21 protein-coding genes and 1 pseudogene are annotated in these 19,054 nt (G+C 70.0%); 12 read left to right on the top strand and 10 right to left on the bottom strand.

The window, feature by feature from the left end:
* The first annotated feature begins 101 nt into the window (after positions 1-101).
* Positions 102-1,379: an amidohydrolase family protein gene (locus K8640_RS08010; protein WP_223746530.1), complete on the top strand. Its 1,278-nt coding sequence runs from the start codon at positions 102-104 to the stop codon at positions 1,377-1,379.
* Here K8640_RS08010 and K8640_RS08005 read toward each other — a convergent pair.
* Positions 1,367-2,683, bottom strand: coding sequence for a glycosyltransferase 87 family protein (locus K8640_RS08005; protein ID WP_223746529.1), 1,317 nt, complete (start codon positions 2,681-2,683; stop codon positions 1,367-1,369). The two genes, K8640_RS08010 and K8640_RS08005, sit on opposite strands and share 13 nt — an antisense overlap.
* Before the next feature lie 91 nt (positions 2,684-2,774).
* On the bottom strand, positions 2,775-3,722 hold the full coding sequence (locus tag K8640_RS08000; RefSeq protein WP_223746528.1) for a 1-phosphofructokinase family hexose kinase: 948 nt from the start codon (positions 3,720-3,722) through the stop codon (positions 2,775-2,777).
* Between the two features lie 127 nt (positions 3,723-3,849).
* On the opposite strand from K8640_RS08000, the gene mug reads away from it, so the two are divergent.
* The 3 genes and pseudogenes from mug (at position 3,850) to K8640_RS07985 (ending at position 5,903) form a co-directional block, all read left to right on the top strand.
* Entirely contained in the window at positions 3,850-4,407 is a 558-nt protein-coding gene (mug, locus tag K8640_RS07995; RefSeq protein ID WP_305070643.1) for a G/U mismatch-specific DNA glycosylase, read from the top strand.
* Positions 4,408-4,488: 81 nt separating this feature from the next.
* A pseudogene (locus K8640_RS07990) lies at positions 4,489-5,174 on the top strand (TIGR02269 family lipoprotein).
* 6 nt (positions 5,175-5,180) lie between these two features.
* A complete protein-coding gene (locus tag K8640_RS07985; RefSeq protein WP_223746527.1) occupies positions 5,181-5,903 on the top strand; it encodes a double-CXXCG motif protein in 723 nt (240 codons plus the stop codon).
* A 44-nt stretch (positions 5,904-5,947) separates the two neighbouring features.
* Here K8640_RS07985 and K8640_RS07980 read toward each other — a convergent pair whose 3' ends face one another.
* Positions 5,948-6,781 (bottom strand): 3'(2'),5'-bisphosphate nucleotidase CysQ, encoded by an 834-nt coding sequence (locus tag K8640_RS07980; protein ID WP_223746526.1) that lies wholly within the window; start codon positions 6,779-6,781, stop codon positions 5,948-5,950.
* A gap of 199 nt (positions 6,782-6,980) precedes the next feature.
* Between K8640_RS07980 and K8640_RS07975 the strand changes: the two genes are divergently transcribed.
* Entirely contained in the window at positions 6,981-7,478 is a 498-nt protein-coding gene (locus K8640_RS07975) for a DUF3592 domain-containing protein (RefSeq protein WP_223746525.1), read from the top strand.
* A 63-nt stretch (positions 7,479-7,541) separates the two neighbouring features.
* On the opposite strand, the gene K8640_RS07970 is transcribed toward K8640_RS07975, so the two are convergent.
* The 5 genes from K8640_RS07970 to K8640_RS07950 form a co-directional block, all read right to left on the bottom strand.
* Positions 7,542-8,108, bottom strand: coding sequence for a hypothetical protein (locus K8640_RS07970; RefSeq protein ID WP_223746524.1), 567 nt, complete (start codon positions 8,106-8,108; stop codon positions 7,542-7,544).
* A gap of 216 nt (positions 8,109-8,324) precedes the next feature.
* Entirely contained in the window at positions 8,325-8,888 is a 564-nt protein-coding gene (locus K8640_RS07965) for a hypothetical protein (RefSeq protein WP_223746523.1), read from the bottom strand.
* 45 nt (positions 8,889-8,933) lie between these two features.
* Positions 8,934-9,479 carry a hypothetical protein gene (locus K8640_RS07960; RefSeq protein WP_223746522.1) on the bottom strand — a complete coding sequence of 182 codons (546 nt, stop codon included), beginning with the start codon at positions 9,477-9,479 and terminating at the stop codon, positions 8,934-8,936.
* Between the two features lie 427 nt (positions 9,480-9,906).
* Positions 9,907-10,473, bottom strand: coding sequence for a hypothetical protein (locus K8640_RS07955; RefSeq protein WP_223746521.1), 567 nt, complete (start codon positions 10,471-10,473; stop codon positions 9,907-9,909).
* A 217-nt stretch (positions 10,474-10,690) separates the two neighbouring features.
* Positions 10,691-11,254 (bottom strand): hypothetical protein, encoded by a 564-nt coding sequence (locus K8640_RS07950; protein ID WP_223746520.1) that lies wholly within the window; start codon positions 11,252-11,254, stop codon positions 10,691-10,693.
* 328 nt (positions 11,255-11,582) lie between these two features.
* Between K8640_RS07950 and K8640_RS07945 the strand changes: the two genes are divergently transcribed.
* Positions 11,583-12,065 (top strand): GNAT family N-acetyltransferase, encoded by a 483-nt coding sequence (locus tag K8640_RS07945; protein WP_223746519.1) that lies wholly within the window; start codon positions 11,583-11,585, stop codon positions 12,063-12,065.
* A 12-nt stretch (positions 12,066-12,077) separates the two neighbouring features.
* Here K8640_RS07945 and K8640_RS07940 read toward each other — a convergent pair whose 3' ends face one another.
* A complete protein-coding gene (locus K8640_RS07940; RefSeq protein WP_223746518.1) occupies positions 12,078-12,710 on the bottom strand; it encodes a response regulator transcription factor in 633 nt (210 codons plus the stop codon).
* Between the two features lie 170 nt (positions 12,711-12,880).
* Between K8640_RS07940 and K8640_RS07935 the strand changes: the two genes are divergently transcribed.
* The 6 genes from K8640_RS07935 (at position 12,881) to K8640_RS07910 (ending at position 18,229) form a co-directional block, all read left to right on the top strand.
* Positions 12,881-13,540 (top strand): hydrolase, encoded by a 660-nt coding sequence (locus K8640_RS07935; protein WP_223746517.1) that lies wholly within the window; start codon positions 12,881-12,883, stop codon positions 13,538-13,540.
* A gap of 103 nt (positions 13,541-13,643) precedes the next feature.
* On the top strand, positions 13,644-15,500 hold the full coding sequence (locus K8640_RS07930; protein WP_223746516.1) for an amidohydrolase: 1,857 nt from the start codon (positions 13,644-13,646) through the stop codon (positions 15,498-15,500).
* Positions 15,490-17,145 carry an MFS transporter gene (locus K8640_RS07925; protein WP_223746515.1) on the top strand — a complete coding sequence of 552 codons (1,656 nt, stop codon included), beginning with the start codon at positions 15,490-15,492 and terminating at the stop codon, positions 17,143-17,145. Before K8640_RS07930 ends, K8640_RS07925 begins: the two co-directional genes overlap by 11 nt.
* A complete protein-coding gene (locus K8640_RS07920; RefSeq protein WP_046712631.1) occupies positions 17,142-17,369 on the top strand; it encodes a DUF1427 family protein in 228 nt (75 codons plus the stop codon). The genes K8640_RS07925 and K8640_RS07920 overlap by 4 nt, the downstream gene beginning before the upstream one ends.
* Complete coding sequence (locus K8640_RS07915; protein WP_046712630.1) at positions 17,366-17,524, top strand: XapX domain-containing protein; 159 nt, start codon at positions 17,366-17,368, stop codon at positions 17,522-17,524. Before K8640_RS07920 ends, K8640_RS07915 begins: the two co-directional genes overlap by 4 nt.
* Before the next feature lie 108 nt (positions 17,525-17,632).
* Positions 17,633-18,229, top strand: a complete 597-nt coding sequence (locus K8640_RS07910) for a tRNA-uridine aminocarboxypropyltransferase (RefSeq protein WP_141327100.1) — start codon at positions 17,633-17,635, stop codon at positions 18,227-18,229.
* A 1-nt stretch (position 18,230) separates the two neighbouring features.
* Here the strand turns inward: K8640_RS07910 and K8640_RS07905 are convergent, their stop codons facing one another.
* A complete protein-coding gene (locus K8640_RS07905) occupies positions 18,231-18,986 on the bottom strand; it encodes a bifunctional 2-polyprenyl-6-hydroxyphenol methylase/3-demethylubiquinol 3-O-methyltransferase UbiG (RefSeq protein ID WP_223746514.1) in 756 nt (251 codons plus the stop codon).
* Positions 18,987-19,054 lie beyond the last annotated feature (68 nt).

The raw sequence follows: 19,054 nt of genomic DNA, 5'->3' as shown, positions 1-19,054 counted from the left end.
TCTCAGCCCCGCTTGTCCCCACACCCCCCGGGCGGCGAAGTGGCCCCTCTCCTGGTGGCGCGTCATCATCCCCTCCCCCACACCCACTCCCCGGCACCGCCATGCGCGCCCTCCTCCTCGCCCTCGTCGTCACCACGGCCTCGGCCCAGCAGCCCGCGAGCCCCACGCCGCCCAAGAGCTACGTGCTCCGCCCCACGAGCGTCTTCGACGGCGTCACCGCGAAGCCCCACGCGGGCTGGGTGGTGGTCGTCACCGGTGAGCGCATCACCGCCGCCGGCCCCGCTGGCCAGGTCCAGGTCCCCGAGGGCGCCGAGGGGGTCGACCTCGCCGGCGCCACGCTCCTGCCCGGCTTCATCGAGGGCCACTCCCACCTCTTCCTCCACCCGTACAACGAGGCGAACTGGAACGACCAGGTCCTGAAGGAGGCCCTGGCCCTGCGCGTGGCCCGCGCCACCCAGCACGCGAAGGCGACGCTGCTCGCGGGCTTCACCACCGCGCGCGACCTGGGCACCGAGGGCGCGGGTGACGCGGACGTCGGCCTCAAGCAGGCCATCCAGCAGGGCATCATCCCCGGCCCCCGCCTGCTCGTGGCCACGCGCGCGCTGGTGGCCAGCGGCACCTACGGCCCCAAGGGCTTCGCCCCCGAGTGGCACGTCCCCCAGGGCGCCGAGGAGGCCGACGGCGAGGACACGCTGGTGCGCGCGGTGCGCGAACAGATGGGCCGGGGCGCGGACTGGGTGAAGGTCTACGGCGACTACCGCTGGGGCCCCGGTGGCGAGGCGCGCCCCACGTACTCGCTCGAGGAGCTGAAGCGCATCGTCGACACCGCGCGCGACGGCGGCCGCCCCGTCTCCGTGCACGCCAGCACACCCGAGGGCATGCGCCGCGCGGTGCTCGCCGGCGCGGAGAGCCTCGAGCACGGCGACGGCGGCACGACGGAGGTCTTCCGCCTCATGGCCCAGCGGGGCGTCTTCTTCTGCCCCACGCTCGCGGCAGGCGACGCGCTCTACCGCTACCACGGCTGGAAGAAGGGGGTGGACCCGGAGCCCGCCGCCATCCAGGCCAAGAAGGTCAGCTTCCGCGCGGCGCTCGCGGCCGGGGTCCCCATGTGCGTGGGCGGGGACTCGGGCGTGTTCGCGCACGGAGAGAACGGGCGCGAGCTGGAGCTGATGGTGGAGTACGGCATGACGCCCGTGCAGGTGCTCCAGGCGGCCACGTCCGGCAACGCGCGGATGCTGCACCGCGAGGACTCGCTCGGGCAGGTAAAACCCGGGCTCTTCGCGGACCTGGTCGCCGTGGACGGAGAGCCCACCAGGGACATCTCCGCCGTGCGCCGCGTGCGCTGGGTGATGAAGGGCGGCGTGCCCTACCGTCGCTGAGCGGCGAGCCCCACGCTCGCGGGGTCCACCGGCTCCGTCGCCGCGGGGATGAAGTCCACCGACGGCACGGAGGCGTCCGGCGCGGAGGCGCTCACCGAGGCCCGGCGCCACGCATCACGCACGAGCAGCACCGCCGCGGCCATCAACAGCCCGTTGCGCGTGAGCAGGAGCAGCGTCTGCGGGATGCCCAGCCCATGCTTGTACGTGGGGCCCACGAAGACGCCTCGCGACAGGATGGCCGCCACCAGGACGAGCACCGCCACCGAGCGCGAGCCGGACAGGAGCGACAGCGCCGCGGCGCCCATCAGCCACGTGAGGAACTGGGGACTGAGCACCGGGTTCAGGATGATGAAGGCCACCAGCGGCCCCAGCGCCAGCCGGGCCAGGTCCTCCACCCGCTCCGGCATCTTGCGGCGTACCGACCACATGCCCAGCGCGGCCATGCCCAGCGAGCCGGCCACCCACAGCCAGCGCGTCGTCGCCCTCACGCCCTCGGCCACGGCGCCGTGCAGCTCGTACGCCGCCGGCGCGTGCACCCAGAGCACTCCCTTCACCAGCCCCAGGTGGTGCGCCGCCCACAGGAGGGACGCACCCAGCGACTCCACCTGCAGGCCCCGGTCGACGTGGAACGACGCGAAGCCCCACCACGGCCACACGAAGCTCAGCGGCACCAGCGGCGCCACGCCCAGCGTCAATCCCATCACCAGCTTGCCCAGCGTGCCGCGCTTCCAGCACACCGCCACCGCGAGCGGCACCAGCACCACGGGGTAGAGCTTCGTCACGATGCCCACCGCGAGCGCCAGGCCCGCGAGCGCGTCCCGCCGCCGGGCCAGCGCCACCAGCGCGCCCAGCGTCAGCACCGCGGGGATGAGGTCGTAGCGCTTGAGGTAGTAGAGCGCCGCCGCCCACGACGTCACCGAGTACGCCAGGCACGGGACGACGGAGCGCCACTCGCGGCCCCAGCGCCGCGCGCCCTCGCGCAGGAGCGTCCACTTGATGAGCCCGTCCATGATGGCCAGCTGCAGGCCGAACACGGGGACGAACTCCCACTGCGTGGAGCGCAGCCACGCGGCCGGCACGAACCAGAGCAGCGCGTAGGGCGGATACTCGAAGCGGAAGTCCTGGTTGGGCGTGGCCCCGGTGAGGAACGCGCGCGCCGTCCGGAAGTAGAGGTCCAGGTCACCGACGCGCGGCGAGAACGCGTACACCACGAGCGGCGTCACGCCGACGAGGAGCGCGACCCAATGCCAGGGGCCGAGGCGGACACGGGAATCAACGGGGAGCGGCGGAGTGGGGGCGGACACGCGAGCGCACTCTGTCCAATCCCGGCCATCCTTGTCGAGACATGCCGCCGCCCCGCCCGGCGGGCGTGCGAGGAGGCAAGGCCCACCCGGGTTACGAACGCGCCACGGGCAGCGCCTTCACCAGCGTGAACAAACGCTCGACGTCGGCCCGGGCGCACAGGTCGGTCCCCTGGGACAGGAGCGCCGCGGTGCCGGAGGCGATGCCCCAGCGCAGGGCCTCCTCCAGGGACTGTCCCCGGGCGAGCGCCAGGGTCACCCCGGCCACGAAGCTGTCCCCGGCTCCGACGGAGCTGTGGGTCTCCACCGGAGGCGGCGAGGCGCGGAGCTGGACGTCGCGGGTGGTGAGCAGCGCGCCATCGGCGCCCATGGACACGGCGAGCACCTCCGCGCGGCCCCGGGCGACCAGCTCCCGGGCGGCCGAGGCCTGGGCGTCCAGGTCCTCCACCTGCATGCCCGTCAGCTCCCGCAGCTCGCGGCGGTTGGGTTTGGCGAGGAACACGCCCTCCTCCAGGGCGGCGGCGAGCGCCTTGCCGCTGGTGTCCACCACGCAGCGCACGCCCAGCTTCTTGGCGAGTCGCGCGACGCGCGCGTAGAAGTCCTCGGGGACGCCCTGGGGCAGGCTGCCGCTGGCGACGATGAAGGCGGCGCCCTGGGACACCTCACCCACCGCGTCCAGGCAGCGCTGCCATTCGCGCTCGGTGAGAACGGGGCCAGGGAGGATGAAGCGGTACTCGCGGGCGCTGTTGCCCTCGGCGACGGTGAAGCTCTCGCGGGTGGAGCCCTCCACGGGGATGGAGCGACGAAGGAGGCCCTTCTCCTCCAGCAGCTCCTCGAGCAGCAGCCCCGTGGCGCCGCCGCGGGTGTAGACGGCGATGGACTCACCGCCGAGCTCGCGCACCACGCGGGCCACGTTGATGCCGCCGCCGCCCGGGTCCCTGCGCACCGAGCCGCAGCGCAGCTTGTGCTCCGGCGTGACTTCCGGCACGGACGTCGCGACGTCGATGGCGGGGTTGAGCGTCAGCGTCACGATGTGAGCCATGTGCGGGGTCTCCAGCAATCAGAAGGGGACGTCCCCACGGGGACGCATCGCGACAGAGTGCCCCAGCGGACGCGTCGGGCGCCAGCGAAGCGTTGTCACGGCGTGCGAGGGGTGCGAGAAGCGCCCCATGCCCGCATCACGGCGACCCACGCGCGAGGAGCTCGATGCCGCCATGGGCCACACCATGCCGGACCTCATCGGCCCGGGGTTGCGCGTGCTGTTCTGCGGCATCAATCCCAGCCTGTACTCGGTGGTGGTGGGGTACCACTTCGCGCGCCCGGGTAATCGCTTCTGGCCGACGATGCACCAGTCGGGCTTCACGCCCCGGCAGTTGTCGCCCTCGGAGCAGGGGGCGCTGTTGGGGTTCGGGTTGGGCATCACCAACGTGGTCGACCGGGCCACGGCGACGGCGGACCAGCTCGACGACTCGGAGCTGAGGGCAGGCGCGAGGTCCCTGGAGGCCAAGGTCCGTCGCCATCGGCCGCGGGTCCTCGCGGTGCTGGGCGTGGGGGCGTACCGCACGGCCTTCGCGAGGCCCAAGGCGAAGCTCGGGCTCCAGCCGGAGACGCTCGGCGCCACGCGCCTGTGGGTGTTGCCGAATCCCAGCGGGCTCAACGCCCACTACCAGCTTCCAGACCTGGCCAGACTCTTCGCGCAGCTCCGCCACGCGGCGGAGGAAGCCTGACGGCAAGGTCCGCCGGGTCCTCGACGCATCAGGTTCTTGATGGATATTCCCTGATTGGCCAATGCTGGCGCGGGGGTCTTCATGCAAACAGTTGTCTGTCGGAACTGGCGCTCTTGGTGTCTATCGATTCTCGCATTGGCGTGGATGGCCTGTGCCGCGACACCGCCACCTCCCATGCAGGAGGCATGGGAGTCCGCGGAGCTCGAGTGCGAAGCGCCGCACGAGGACCAGTGCGTCACGCTGTTGTGTCTCGGCGATCGCTGCGGCTTCTATCGCTGCGAGGACCGCTTCGAGGGAGTGATTGAGCCGGCGCGGTTCCCACCGTCCCGTCCACCCGCCGCGGCAGCAGCTCCGGGAAGTGGGCCTCGTCGGAATTGGGGAGATGCCCAGAGGCTGCCGGGCGAACCCATCATGACGTTCCCCAACTGGAATGGCGCGGAGCAGGTCGTTCCGCCATCGCACCGACTCCCGCCTGGGCGATGGGAGAAGCACCACATCTTCCCCAGGAGGAAGGGCTCGCGAGATGGTTCAGGCGCCAGGGCGTCAAGATCCACAGCTACACGCTGCCGATTCCCTATGAGGTTCATCGGAGGATCCACAGTGGAGGCAATCGCGGCGGAGAGTGGAACGAAGCCTGGCGACAGTTCCAACGGGACAATGGCGAAGCGTCGCCGGAGGCGATTTTCAGGCACGCGGGTGAGCTCATCTATCGCTTCCAGCTACTGGGTGGCCCCATCCAATCGTACTATTCGCGGCCAGGGACGTGAGGGTGAATGCGGCGATTTTTCTGGGTGGACGAAGACCGCGTCGCGGCGGCCCAGCGAGGTGGGCTGGTGGACGCGTCCCACAAGTGGGGACTGCCGGGCCTGCGGACATGCCCCGCCTGCGCGGTCACCTGGAGTAGCGCGGGGCACCACCTGCCCAGTGTCGACTTGTCGCGACTGGCGGAGAGCGAGTCCTTCGAGGAGGCTCGACCCGAGCCCTACGAAGAGTTCATGCGGCTGCGCGACCTCGTCCGCCCGCTCGTGCCGCCCGAGACACAGCTCCCCCCAGGGACTGAGTTCGGACCACTCGTCGGTCGGGTGACTGGGAAGGTCCCGGACTTCGCGTGGTCGGCAACCGCCCTGATGATTCAGAACGAGCCCTTTCAACGCCTTCAGGAGCAGGCGGTGAACGGCCTTCGTGGATTCCCTACCGAGCTGCGGTTCCGTCAGAAGCAGGCCCCAGCGCTTCTGGAGCTTGAAATCCCACTCCAGGGGCATCTGCATCGAGACTGCATGCCGCCAGACCATCCGGGGCCGTGCAAGACCTGCGGTCGAATGGGACTGAAGCGCCCCGATGACCCGATTCTGGACGCAGCCTCATTGCCGACCGAGGTGGACCTGTTCCGGCTCGGCAACCTCGCGACGATGGTCATCGGCACCGAACGATTCAAGGACGCCGTGAGTCACCTCGGGCTCGAGGGGCTCACGTTCCGCGAGGTGCCGACACGGTGAAGGGCTGTCCGCCCGAGGATGTCCCCTCGAACAGGTCCGCCTGCTCAGTCGAGCAGGCCCGCCTCGCGAGCGAAGCGGGTGACCACCGGCTGCACGTGAGGAAAGGCCGCGGCGTTGCAGGCCAACAGGCCGCGCACGTTCTGGAGCTCCGCTGTGTTGTAGCGATACGGCGTGCCGCCCAGGTCCGTGAGGATTCCGCCCGCGGAGCGCAGCACCGCCTCCGGCGCGCAGTTGTCCCAGCGGTAGCTCTTGGAGCTGACGTGCAGGTAGAGGTCCGCGACGGACTCCGCGAGCAGGCCGCACTTGATGCCCACCGAGCCGGACTCCTGCTCGCGGGTGATTCCCAGCCGCGCCACCACCTGGTTCGTCAGCTTCGAGCGATGCGAGCGTGACACCACCAGGCGCAGCGCCGAGGGCTCCGCCACGTCCGACACCCGCAGGGCCCGGCGCGCGCCCGCCTCCTCCACGAAGCCGCCCTCCCCCACCACGCCCGAGTAGAGCTTGTCGCCCACCGGCCGGTAGACGACGCCCAGCCGCGCCTCGCCGCCGATGGCCAGACCGATGTGGATGGCGAACTCACCGTTGCGATGGACGAACTCCTGGGTGCCATCGAGCGGGTCCACGAACCAGCACCGCTCGAAGCGGGTCGCCACCGCGTCGTTCTCCGACTCCTCCGCCACCACGCCGTCCTTCGGGAAGGCCCGGTGCAGCGCGTCCACGATGAGCGCGTTGGCGCGGGTGTCCGCCTCGGTGACGGGCCCCTGCCCGCCCGCCTTGTCCTCCACCGCGAAGGGTGTGGCGTAGACCTGGAGCAGCACGGCGCCTGCTTCACGGGCGATTCGACGGGCGGTTTCCAGCTCGGTGTCGAGGGAGGGCATGGTCCTCACAGTCTGCCCCCGTTGACGCGTTCCGGGGAGCCCCAAGCGAACGGGCATGGGGCGAACCGCCCCACGCGGGGCGAATTGCCCCATCGCCGGATGATGGCCCCCGAGGAGAGATGCTGGCGCGGCTTCTGCACTGCAGGAAGCGAACCGTGAGCCCTGGGGCCTCCCCGGGCCAGCGCGAGGACAGGCCGAGATGATGAAGGGATTGATGACGGGGTTGATGCTGCTGTTCGGCGTGATGCTGGCCTACGGAGGCGGGCGCCTGCTGTACCGCGCGCATGCGAGCGAGCAGTGGCCCACCACCGAGGGCACCGTCGTCTCCTCGTCCGTGCAGACGATGCACGACCGGCGCAACACCCGCTTCCACCCCGAGGTGCGCTACGAGTACACGGTGGGCGGCAGCCACTACACGTCCGACACCGTCTCCTTCGGCGGCAACGACACGGGCGCGCTGCCGGACGCGCAGCGGCTGACGCGCCGGTATGCCTCCGGCACGAAGATGGCTGTCCACTACGCGCCGGACGACCCGGCCATCGCGTGCGTCGAATGCGGTGGCGCGGGCGTGTCCAGCTACGTCGTGATGTTCGGCGGCCTCGCCGTCGCCGGCGTCGCGGGGACGAGCATGGTGGACATGATCAGCGCCGACGCCCGCGAGCGTCGGCGCAACAAGGGCAGGCAGCTCTCCGCCTGACTCACGGACCTTTTGGTCACAGGGCGGGACGCGGGGCCACCGGCGCTTCGTCCCCCAAGAGACCTACAGCACCTTCGTAAGCACCAGGGTCTGGTTGCCGCTCATCCTGGGAAGGCCCTCAGGGGAACGACACGCATCCAGGTCCGTGGAGGCGAAGGTGACGGTGTTGACGGCCTGCGCGCCCTCGAACTTCCCCGACAGCACCGTCCCCGACTGCACCACCACGAGCAACGGTCCGTCCACGCGCGCCGAAATCTGCGTCAGTCGGAACGTCGAGACCTCGCCCGTGTTCCAGACGACCTGCCCCGCCGGCACCGGTAGGATGCCCAGCAGGTCCGCGCAGCTATAGCCCTGCCGGATGCCGTCCGTCCCGGACGTCCCGGACGTCACGCGCTCTCCCAGCACCGTGACGCAGTTGCTGAACACACTCTCACCATTGGTACGGACATCCTGAGGGAAGTCCCGCAGCGGCGGGGTGTAGCGGATCTGGATACCGCCCACCGGACACGTCACCACCGCCAGCGTCAGGACCTCACGCGGCGAGGCCCCTCCCTCAACGCTCGGCTCCGCGGACACCTGGCCACTCACGAGCAACAGCGACATCATCAGGCACGAAGCAATCTCACGCATATCACACACCCCTTCCGATGACAGAGGTCTCAGGGCTTCCCGGTCCCATCCGCATCGACGCAATCAGGAACAGCGCCTAACAACAGGACACAAGACACACTCATCTCACCGCGCCACGAACAGACAGCCATTGCTTCACCAGGCGACAGGCCGCGGTGTTCTTGACAGACAGCATCGTCCCTTCGAACGATGGACGTGCTGCCTCCGCCCGGCGACTCAGAGCACCCGGGTCAGCACGAGCGTCTGGGTAGCGCTCATGCCACGGAGCCCTTCGGGACTGCGGCACGCATCGAGGTCGGTGGAGGTGAAGGTGACGTTCATGACCACCGTGGCCCCCTCGAACTTCCCCGACAGCACCGTCCCCGTCTGAACCAACACGAACAGAGGCCCATCGGCTCGCACCGCCCCCTGCGTCAGTCGGAACGTCGAGACCTCTCCCGTGTTCCAGGTGAGCTGATTCGTCACAGGGACGATCTCCAACAGATCCGAACAAGAGGCGCCCCTCTTGACGAAGTCCGCCGCGCTCGACGTCGACCTGACGTCCTCACCCAGCAGCGTGTAGCAGTTGCTGAACCCTCCCGCCCCCTGGATGCGTACGTCCTGAGGAGTGTCCCGCAGCGGCGGGGTATACGTGGTCTGGAACGCTCCCACGGGACAGGTCACCACCGCCAGGGGCAGCAGTTCCTCCCGGTCGCGGTCCACCTCGCCTCGCGGCTCCGCCGACGAAGGACTGCCCGCGAGCATCATCCATCCCATCAGACATGAGGCCATCCCGCGCATGTCACGTCTCCTTCTCAGCATCGTGAGCCAACTTGCCGACGGCGCTCACAGCAGCCCCGTCAGGACGAGCGTCTGGGTTCCCTCCAGTCGAGCCAACCCTTCGGCGGACGAACAGGCCTCCAAGTCCGTCGAGAGATAGGAGAACGTCCGGACGACCGTCGCCCCTTCGAACTTCCCGGACCGGACCGTCCCCATCTGCACGAAGACGAGCGAGAGCCCCTCGGTGCGCACTATCACCTGGGTCTGCGCGATTTCGGAGATCTCCCCTGTGTTCCAGGTCAGGCGCGCGAGGACCGGGACAATGGCCAGCAAATCCAGACAGCTGTACCCAGGACGGAACGTCTCCGTCCGGTTGCTCGCCGAAGAAACCTGGGCCCCCAGCAATCCGATGCATCCTCTGAGTTCCCCCGCCCCACGGACCGTCACGTCTTGGGGTTCGTTTTTCAAGGACGGAGAGTACTCGCTGACCGTCGTCCCCAACGGACACGTCAACAACGTCAACGCGGGAAGGACTCCTTCGCCCGACGCGCCGAACGCCGGACCACTGCCAAGCATCGCCAGCACCCACAGCCATGAAGCAAGTCCACGCATGTCCCCCACCTCATAGCGCCAGTTGCGCTCTCTTCGGGTCAAGGCCTTTCGCGCCAGACGCCCATGACACCAGACATCAAGCACGCGCGACGCCGCCCACGCTCGCGCGCACAAAACAGACATCGCGCGTGTCCCGACAGACAATGGACGGTGTCGGGACATCCCGTCCTCATCATGACGACGCACCGACGAACCCAGGACAAGGCCCGCGTCCCAGTCCGCCGCTCCGCAGTGGTGACGAGCGCCGTGCACGCACCTCGCGCCCGTGTGAGGCTCGCCGCCCCGCACCCTCGCGCGGCCTGCGGAGGAGCCTCGCGTGACCGGCCCCCTCCGTCCCCACATGGCCCTCCGACGATCCCGCCCTGGCCTCATGGGCGCGGCGTTCGCCCAGCTCCACCCCAGGTCCAGGTGCGTGAAACGGAGTGCTTTACAGCAGCTTCGTGAGCACCAGGGTCTGGTTGCCGCTCATCCTGGGAAGCCCCTCGGGGGAACGGCACGCATCCAGGTCCGTGGCGGCGAAGGCGATGGTGTTGACGGCCTGCGCGCCCTCGAACTTCCCCGACAGCACCGTCCCCGACTGCACCACCACGAGCAACGGTCCGTCCACGCGCGCCGAAATCTGCGTCAGCCGGAACGTCGAGACCTCGCCCGTGTTCCAGACGAGCTGCCCCGCCGGCACCGGCACGATGCCCAGCAGATCCGCGCAGCTGTAGCCCTGCCGGACGCCGTCCGTCCCAGTCGTCCCGGACGTCACGCGCTCTCCCAGCACCGTGACGCAGTTGCTGAACACCCCCTCACCCTGGATACGGACATCCTGCGGGGTGTCCCGCAACGGCGGGTTGTAGCGAATCTGGACGCCGCCCACCGGACACGTCACCACCGCCAGCGTCAAGACCTCACGCGACGAAGCCCCTCCCTCAACGCTCGGCTCCGCGGACACCTGGCCACTCACGAGCAACAGCAAACCCATCAGGCACGAAGCAATCTCACGCATGTCACACACCCCTCCGATGACAGAGGTCCCAGGGCTCTCCGGTTCCATCCGCATCGACGCAATCAGGAACAGCGCCTAACAACAGGACACACAAGACACACTCATCTCACCGCGCTACGAACAGACAGCCATTGCTCCACCAGGCCATCGCCGGCGGCAATCCCGACAGACAGCATCGTCCCTTCGAACGATGGACGTGCTGCCTCCGCCCGGCGACTCAGAGCACCCGGGTCATCACGAGCGTCTGGGTGGCGCTCATGCCACGGAGCCCCTCGGGACTGCGGCACGCATCGAGGTCCGTGGAGGTGAAGGTGACGTTCATGACCACCGTGGCTCCCTCGAACTTCCCCGACAGCACCGTCCCCGTCTGAACCAGCACCAGCAGGGGCCCATCCGCCCGCGCCGTCACCTGCGTCAGACGGAACGTCGAGACCTCTCCCGTGTTCCAGGTGAGCTGAATCGTCACCGGGAGGATCTCCAGCAGGTCAAAACAGTCGTAGTTCGGCCTGACGAAGTCCGTGGCACTCACCGACGATGTCACCCGCTCACCCAGGAGCGTGTAACAGTTGCTGAATCCTCCCTCCCCCTGGATGCGTACATCTTGAGGGGTCTCCCGCAGCGGCGGCGTGAACGTGGTCCGAAAGGCCCCCACGGGACAGGTCACCACCGCCAGGGGCAGGAGCTCCTCCTGGGCGCGGTCCACCTCGCCTCGCGGCTCGGCCCACGACGGACTCCCCAGGAGCATCATGAGCCCCAGCAGACACGAAGCCATTCCGCGCATGTCACCCACCTCCGGCGTCGAATATCGTCGACCTCCCCAGCGCCGACGCGGCATCCACACCGGAACAATCACTAACACCAACTCCCAAGAACAAGCGAATCCCGACGAATCCCCACCCCACAAACCAGACAACAGCCTTGTCCCTTCCGACAATGGACGCACCAACCGCGTCAGGGCAGCATCTGTCATTGTCCTTCCAGACAATGGACGCGGTGGACATCGCCCCCGTCCACCACCCCACAGAGATGACGCGAGGGGTGCACGCGCCTCGGGCCTGTGTGAGGCTCGCCGCCCCGCGCCTCTTGCGCGGCCCGCAGAGGAGCCCCGCATGACCATCACCCTCCGTCCCGCACAGCCCTCGGATGAACCCGCCCTGGGCCGCATGGGCGCGGCGCTCGCCCAGCTCCACCACGACTTCGACAACCAGCGCTTCATGATGCCCGACGACGTCGAGGCCGGTTACCGCTGGTGGCTGGGACGCGAAGCGAAGAAGCCGGACGCCGTCGTCATCGTCGCGGAGATGGATGGCGAGGTCGTGGGCTACGCCTACGGCCGCGTCGAGCCCGTGGACTGGAACGCCCTGCTGGACCGCTCCGGAGGCTTCCATGACCTCTGGGTGGACGCCAAGGCGCGCAAGGCGGGCGTGGGCGCCCAGCTCGCCGAGGAGCTGATGCGTCGGCTCACCGCCCTGGGCGTGCCGCGCGTCGTGCTGCACACGGCCGCGAAGAACGAGGCCGCCCAGCGCATGTTCGCCCGCCTGGGCTGGCGCCCCACCATGGTGGAGATGACCCGCGAGGCCACCAAGCCCTGAGCCCGGCTCACCTCACAGGTCGATGATGCCCCGGCGCATCGCCACCACCACGGCGTGCGTCCGGTCCCGCGCGGAGAGCTTCGTCAGCACGTTCTTCATGTGCGTCTTCACGGTCTCCTCGGAGATGCCCATCTGCGCGGCGACCTCCTTGTTCGCGTTGCCCGCGGCCACGCGGATCAGCACCTCCCGCTCGCGCGCCGTCAGCTCGTCATCCGCCACGTGCTCCGCCAGCTCCGACGCGATGTCCGCGGCGATGCGGCGACGGCCGGCATGCACGCTGCGGATGGTCTCCACCAGCTCCTTGCGCAGCATGCTCTTGAGCAGGTAGCCGGACGCCCCCGCCTTGATGGCGCGCAGCGCCTGCGCATCTCCCTTGTACGTCGTCAGCACGATGATGCGCGCCGCGGGGAACTCCGCGCGGATGGCCGTGATGGCATCGATGCCGTTCATCCCCGGCATCTGCACGTCCATCAGCGTGATGTCCGGCGTGTGCGCCCGGTACGCCCGCAGCGCCTGCTCGCCCGTCTCCGCCTCCGCCACGAGCGTCATGTCCGGCTGACCGGCAATCATCCCGCAGAGCCCTTCACGCAACATCGGATGGTCGTCGACCACCAGGATGCGGATGTTCGCGTCCTTCGAAGTCATGCGTCGCAAGGTACCCCCGTCGTCGCCCCGTGAAAAGACTCACATCCGCGAGGCTGCCCATCGAAACGGCGCATCCCCCATTCGGGTGATGCCGACACGGGCCTCCCCGTGTTTCATGACAATGACTGGAATCAATTCCCTGACACCCCCGAAGCCCCGCGAGACGCCCCATGCCCAACGCCTCCCCCACGCCCGGCAAGAGCCTGCTCACCCCGGACAACCACGCGCTCATCCTGGTGGACCACCAGTCCCAGATGGCCTTCGCCACCCACAGCATCGAGCTGCCGCTGCTGCGCAACAACACCGCGCTCGTCTGCAAGGCCGCCGCGGGCTTCCGCGTCCCCACGCTGCTCACCACCGTCGCGGAGAAGAGCTTCTCCGGCCCCCTTTTCCCCGAAATCAAGGAGGTCTTCCCCGAGGCGAAGGTCATCGACCGCACCACGATGAACTGCTGGGAGGACCCGAACGTCACCGAACAGGTCAACCGCTTCGACAAGGCGCGCGTCGTGTTCGCCGGCCTCTGGACGGGCGTGTGCATCGTCGGCCCGGTGCTGTCCGCCATCGACCAGGGCTTCCAGGTGTATGTCATCACCGACGCCAGCGGTGACGTGTCCCAGGAGGCCCACGAGCGCGCCGTGCAGCGCATGGTGCAGGCCGGCGCCATCCCCATGACCAGCCTCCAGTACCTGCTGGAGCTCCAGCGCGACTGGGCGCGCGGCGCCACCTACGCCATGACCACGGGCGTCGCGGTCGCCCACGGCGGCGGCTACGGCCTGGGCGTGCAGTACGCCAAGAGCATGTTCAACGCCTCCGAGGGCGGCGGTCACTGACGTCCGCCGTGCCCCCTTCGTAGCCCGGCGGCGGACTCGAAGCCCCCTCTCGAGCGCTCCGCCGGGCCGTCGTCCCGCCTCCCCCTCAGCACGAGCTCCCCTCATGGCCGACCTGATTGTCCGCAACGCCCGCGTCACCACCCTGGACCGGGACCTCCCCCAGGCCCAAGCCCTGGCCGTCACCGACGGCGTCGTGGAGGCCGTGGGAGACGAGCGAGACATCATGGCGCTCGCGACAGCCTCCACCCGGGTCATCGACGCGGGCGGGCGCAGGCTCATCCCCGGCCTCAATGACAGCCACATCCACCTGATTCGCGGCGGACTCAACTACAACCTGGAGCTGCGGTGGGACGGCGTGCGCTCGCTGGCGGACGCCATGGCGATGCTGCGCGAGCAGGCGGCCCGCACGCCCGCGCCCCAGTGGGTCCGCGTGGTGGGCGGCTTCAGCGAGCACCAGTTCGTCGAGAAGCGCCTGCCCACGCTCGCCGAGCTCAACGCCGCGGCGCCCGAGACACCGGTCTTCATCCTCCACCTGTATGACCGGGCCCTGCTCAACGGCGCCGCCCTGCGCGCGGTGGGCTACGGCAAGGACACGCCCGAGCCGTCCGGGGGCCGCATCGAGCGCGACGCGCGCGGCAACCCCACCGGCCTGCTGCTGGCCAGCCCCAACGCCCTCATCCTCTATGCCACGCTCGCGCTGGGCCCCAAGCTGCCGCCGGAGTACCAGCTCAACTCCACGCGCCACTTCATGCGCGAGCTCAACCGGCTGGGCGTCACCTCCGTCATCGACGCGGGCGGCGGCTTCCAGAACTACCCGGAGGACTACGACATCATCCAGAAGCTGCACGCCGACGGCGAGCTGACGGTGCGCATCGCGTACAACCTCTTCACCCAGAAGAAGGGCTCCGAGCAGGCGGACTTCGAGCGCTGGACCCGCATGCTCTCGCCCCGGCAGGGCGACGACATGATGCGCCACAACGGCGCGGGCGAGATGCTGGTGTTCTCCGCGGCGGACTTCGAGGACTTCCGCGTGCCCCGCCCGGAGCTGCCCGCGGGCATGGAGGGTGAGCTGGAGTCCGTCGTCCACCTGCTCGCCAGCAAGCGCTGGCCCTTCCGCATCCACGCCACCTACGACGAGAGCATCAGCCGGGTGCTGGACGTCTACGAGAAGGTGAACCGCGAGGTGCCGCTGGACGGCCTGCACTGGTTCATCGACCACGCGGAGACCATCTCCGAGCGCAACCTCGAGCGGGTGCGCGCGCTCAGCGGCGGCATCGCCGTGCAGCACCGCATGGTCTACCAGGGCGAGTACTTCCAGGAGCGCTACGGCCAGGACGCCCTGCGCCGCACGCCGCCCGTCCGGAAGATGCTGGAATCGGGCGTGCCGGTGGGCGCGGGCACGGACGCCACGCGCGTGGCCAGCTACAACCCCTGGGTGGCGCTGTACTGGCTCGTCACGGGCCGCACGCTGGGCGGCCTGTCCATGTACGGCGAGGACAACCTGCTCGAGCGCGAGGAGGCCCTGCGCCTGTGGACGCACGGCAGCGCGTGGTTCTCCCACGAGCAGGAGAAGAAGGGACTGCTCAAGCGGGGCTACCTCGCGGACTTCACCGTGCTGTCCTCGGACTACTTCCAGGTGCCCGAGGAGTCCATCCAGCACATCACCAGCGTGCTGACGGTGGTGGGCGGCCGGGTGGTGCACGGCACGGGAGACTTCGAGCCGCTGGCGCCCGAGCTGCCCCGGCCCATGCCGGACTGGTCCCCGGTGAATCGCTTCGGCGGCTACCAGGGCGGCACGCTGGCCCAGGCCCGCGAGGCCCTCGCCAACGCGTCACACGCCCACGGCGACGCCTGCGCCGTGCACGGCCACGGGAGGACACACGCGTCGCGCCACGAGGTGCCCACCTCCGACGCGACGGGCTTCTGGGGAGCGCTGGGGTGCCTCTGCTATGCCTTCTGAAGCGAACGTCGCGGTGAGCCCCGCCCCCGTGGCCCAGGAGGTGGGGGCCCTGGCGCCCCTGCGTCACGCCACGTTCCGCACGCTGTGGCTCGCGGTGCTGGCCAGCCACATCGGCACCTGGGTGCACGACGTGGCCGCGGCGTGGTTCATGTCGGAGCGCACCGGCTCGCCGCTGATGGTGGCCGCGGTGCAGTCGGCCACCACGATGCCCGTCGTCGTGTTCGCGCTGGTGGCGGGCACGCTGGCGGACATCGTCGACCGGCGGCGCTACCTCATCACCATCCAGGTGTGGATGCTGGTCATGGCCACGCTGCTCGCGTGGGCCTCCATGGTGGGGGAGATGACGGAGTGGACGCTGCTGGGGCTGACGTTCGCCCTGGGCATGGGCGCGGCCATGGCCATGCCGGCGCAGGCGGCCACCACCGCGGAGCTGGTCCCCAGGCCCCTGCTCGCGCCCGCCGTGGCGCTGAGCTCCATCGGGATGAACATCGCGCGCTCGGTGGGCCCCGCGCTCGGTGGGCTCATCGTCGCGCGCTTCGGCGTGGGGTGGGCCTTCTCCATCGACGCCGTCTCCTATCTGGGCGTGCTGCTGGCGCTCGTGTCCTGGCGGCGGGCGAAGGCGGAGTCCACGCTCCCGTCGGAGCCCTTCGGCACCGCGCTGCGCGGAGGGCTGCGGTATGCGGCGCGCTCGGGAGACCTGCGCTCGGTGCTGCTCAAGTCGGCCTGCTTCTACGCCTTCGCCAGCGCGCTGCCCGCGCAGCTCGCCATCGTCGTGCGCAAGGAGCTGGGCGCGGGCGCGGGCACGTACGGGCTCTTGCTCACGTGCATCGGCGCGGGCGCGGTGGCGGGCGCCGTCGTGCTGCCCCGCATGCGGGCGCGGTGGGGCGTGGACCGGTGGGTGCTGGGGGCGACGCTGCTCTACGCGCTCACCATGGTGACGGTGGCCTTCGTGCGCAGCCTGCCGGTCTTGGGCGTGGCCATGGTGGCCAACGGGCTGGCGTGGATCAGCGTGCTGTCCTCGCTCCAGACAGCCACGCACCTGTCGGTGCCCACCTGGGTTCGCGCCCGCGCGCTGTCGCTCTACATCGTGGTGTTCTCCGCGGGAATGGCCGGCGGCGGCCTGGTGTGGGGCTCGGTGGCCCAGCGCTTCGGCGTGCCCGTGTCGCTGACGGTGGCGGCGGGCGCGGCGGTGCTCGCGGGCTTCTTCTCGCTGCGCTTCCGCCTGGGCCAGGCCATGGCTCGCGACACCGCGCCGTCCGCCCACTGGCCCACGCCCCAGGTCTCCGAGGACGTCGAGAAGGACCAGGGCCCGGTCCTCGTGACGGTGGAGTACCGCGTCGCCCCCACGGGTCGCGCGGCGTTCCTCCCCCTGGTGCACCAGCTGGGCGACACGCGACGGCGCGACGGCGCGGTGCAGTGGGGCGTCATGGAGGACACGGCGGAGCCCGGGCGGTTCCTCGAGTACTTCGTGCTCGGCTCCTGGATGGAGCACCTGCGCCAGCACGAGCGCGTCACCCGCGAGGAGAAGGCGCTGCAGGAGCAGCTGCGCGCGCTGCACCAGGACGCGCATCCCCCCGTGGTCCATCACTACGTCGGCGCCGCGCCGATGGTCCCCCGCCGCACCCCCTTGGAGAACGACGCGTGAACTGGAAACTGTGTGTGGGACTGCTGCTGGGCCTGGGCATCGGCTTCGGCTGTCGCTGGCTGGGGGTGCCCGTGCCCGCGCCGCCGGCGCTCGTCGGCGCGCTGCTCGTCGTCACCATGACGACGGGCTACACGCTCACGGACCGGCTGCTCGCCTCGCGCCCGTCGCGCAATCACATCCACTGCGGTGGGCCCACCGGGGAGACCCAGGAGAGCAGGTCATGACCCTGGCCCTCGTCGGCGTCGCCCTGGCGCTGCTCATCGGCGCGGGATGCCGGCTGCTCGACATCCCCCTGCCCGCCCCCCCGAAGCTCCAGGGCGCCCTGCTCGTGGTGGCCATGACGGTGGGGTTCCTCCTGGGGGAGCGGCTGCTGGGCTGAGCCCTCCGGCCTGTATCAATCACACCGGGGGAGCGTGCCGGGCCCCACCTCCCGGCGGGGCGAAACAACGCTTCTCTTCCGGGGGGCCACGGAACAGGATGTCGGAGGATGTCTTCGCGCGTTGCCCTCCGCCCCCGATGTGACCGCTGCTATCTCCCGTCGCACCTGTGTCTGTGCGCGGAGATTCCCCGCGTGCAGACGCGCACGCGGTTCCTCCTGGTGCAGCACGCGCTGGAGATCCGCAAGAAGAGCAACACCGGCCGGGTGGCCGCGCTCGCCCTCACCAACGCCACCCTGCTCACCCACGGCTCGCCCGCCGATGTCCTGGACAGCTCCCTGTTCGCCGAGCCCGGCACGTGGCTGCTCTTCCCGGACGGGCCCGAGCTCCCCGAGGACACCCCGCCGCCCCGGCAGGTGGTGGTGCTGGATGGCAGCTGGTCCCAGGCGCGGCGGATGAGCCAGCGGCTCCCCACGCTGCGCCTGCTCCCCCGGCTCGTGCTGCCACCGCCGCCCCCGGGAATGCTCCACCTGCGCGAGCCGAGCCACCCTGCGGGCATGTCCACCCTGGACGCGATAGCCCGCGCGGTGGAGCTGCTGGAGGGGCCCCAGACGGCGGCCCCCCTGGCGCGCCTCGCCCAGCTGCGCGTCCAGCGCATCGCCGAGTGCGGCTCGCTCAACCGCGAGGCGATGGGCCCCAGCCGCTGAGTCACGGCCTCGGGATGAGCACCATGTCCTCGTCCTGCTCCAGCTGGTAGGTGCCGTCCGGACGCAGGCAGGCCTCCGCGTGCAGGCGCAGCTTCCGGTCCATCTCCCGCGACGCCTCCGGCCCCATCGCCGCGAGCTGCTCGGCCGTGAAGCACCCCTCCAGCACGAAGAAGCGGCAGAGGGTGAACATCTCCTCGAAGGTGCGCGCGGTGAAGCCGCTCATCGCCGGGAGGACCTCGTGCGAGAGCGACATGCGCCCCAGGGTGTCCAGGAGCAGCTGCCCGAAGTTCAGCGTGTCGGCGAAGTCGCGGCACAGCTCGAACGTGGGCCCGCGCCCCGCCGCCATGATGATGAGGGCGTGGCCTCCGGGACGCACGAACGACAGGAGCCGGTCGATGAAGCCCGGCCAGTCCGAGGGCGGCACGTGGTACAGGACGTGGGAGCACAGGACCAGGTCGAAGCGCTCGGACGAATCGAACCGCTCGAAGGGCTCGATGAGCACCTTCGCCTTCTCCAGCCGCAGCCCCGCCACCTGCTCCGGGTTGGGTTCGAGCAACGTGAGCGAGCCGAAGCGCGGCGCCAGCGCCTGGGCCACCTTGCCGGAGCCCGCGCCCACGTCCAGGAGCGACGGCGCCTGGGACATGCGCGCAGACAAGCGCTCCTCGACGAGCCGCGCGATGTTCTCCGGATGGCGCGCGGTGGATGCGAGCAGACGGAACGCGGTGGCGTACTCCCGCGGGGACAGCGTGATTCCCATCGTCAGACCCCCAGCTCCAGTTGAACGGCCCCTCCCCCAGGGAAGGTGCCCCGAGCGTACTGCGGACG

This window comes from Myxococcus sp. XM-1-1-1 (assembly GCF_020037095.1).
Lineage (GTDB): Bacteria > Myxococcota > Myxococcia > Myxococcales > Myxococcaceae > Myxococcus > Myxococcus fulvus.
Note: the sequence above shows the minus strand (reverse complement) of the source record. Positions and strands in the feature narration are given on the sequence as shown.

What these genes read in the sequence shown, in the direction of transcription:
- K8640_RS08010 (WP_223746530.1), top strand. Translation starts at nt 102, where the DNA reads ATGCGCGCCCTCCTCCTCGCCCTCGTCGTCACCACGGCCTCGGCCCAG.
- K8640_RS08000 (WP_223746528.1), bottom strand. Translation starts at nt 3,722, where the DNA reads ATGGCTCACATCGTGACGCTGACGCTCAACCCCGCCATCGACGTCGCG.
- mug (WP_305070643.1), top strand. Translation starts at nt 3,850, where the DNA reads ATGCCCGCATCACGGCGACCCACGCGCGAGGAGCTCGATGCCGCCATG.
- K8640_RS07985 (WP_223746527.1), top strand. Translation starts at nt 5,181, where the DNA reads ATGCGGCGATTTTTCTGGGTGGACGAAGACCGCGTCGCGGCGGCCCAG.
- K8640_RS07980 (WP_223746526.1), bottom strand. Translation starts at nt 6,781, where the DNA reads ATGCCCTCCCTCGACACCGAGCTGGAAACCGCCCGTCGAATCGCCCGT.
- K8640_RS07975 (WP_223746525.1), top strand. Translation starts at nt 6,981, where the DNA reads ATGATGAAGGGATTGATGACGGGGTTGATGCTGCTGTTCGGCGTGATG.
- K8640_RS07970 (WP_223746524.1), bottom strand. Translation starts at nt 8,108, where the DNA reads ATGCGTGAGATTGCTTCGTGCCTGATGATGTCGCTGTTGCTCGTGAGT.
- K8640_RS07965 (WP_223746523.1), bottom strand. Translation starts at nt 8,888, where the DNA reads ATGCGCGGGATGGCCTCATGTCTGATGGGATGGATGATGCTCGCGGGC.
- K8640_RS07960 (WP_223746522.1), bottom strand. Translation starts at nt 9,479, where the DNA reads ATGCGTGGACTTGCTTCATGGCTGTGGGTGCTGGCGATGCTTGGCAGT.
- K8640_RS07955 (WP_223746521.1), bottom strand. Translation starts at nt 10,473, where the DNA reads ATGCGTGAGATTGCTTCGTGCCTGATGGGTTTGCTGTTGCTCGTGAGT.
- K8640_RS07950 (WP_223746520.1), bottom strand. Translation starts at nt 11,254, where the DNA reads ATGCGCGGAATGGCTTCGTGTCTGCTGGGGCTCATGATGCTCCTGGGG.
- K8640_RS07945 (WP_223746519.1), top strand. Translation starts at nt 11,583, where the DNA reads ATGACCATCACCCTCCGTCCCGCACAGCCCTCGGATGAACCCGCCCTG.
- K8640_RS07940 (WP_223746518.1), bottom strand. Translation starts at nt 12,710, where the DNA reads ATGACTTCGAAGGACGCGAACATCCGCATCCTGGTGGTCGACGACCAT.
- K8640_RS07935 (WP_223746517.1), top strand. Translation starts at nt 12,881, where the DNA reads ATGCCCAACGCCTCCCCCACGCCCGGCAAGAGCCTGCTCACCCCGGAC.
- K8640_RS07930 (WP_223746516.1), top strand. Translation starts at nt 13,644, where the DNA reads ATGGCCGACCTGATTGTCCGCAACGCCCGCGTCACCACCCTGGACCGG.
- K8640_RS07925 (WP_223746515.1), top strand. Translation starts at nt 15,490, where the DNA reads ATGCCTTCTGAAGCGAACGTCGCGGTGAGCCCCGCCCCCGTGGCCCAG.
- K8640_RS07915 (WP_046712630.1), top strand. Translation starts at nt 17,366, where the DNA reads ATGACCCTGGCCCTCGTCGGCGTCGCCCTGGCGCTGCTCATCGGCGCG.
- K8640_RS07910 (WP_141327100.1), top strand. Translation starts at nt 17,633, where the DNA reads ATGTCTTCGCGCGTTGCCCTCCGCCCCCGATGTGACCGCTGCTATCTC.
- K8640_RS07905 (WP_223746514.1), bottom strand. Translation starts at nt 18,986, where the DNA reads ATGGGAATCACGCTGTCCCCGCGGGAGTACGCCACCGCGTTCCGTCTG.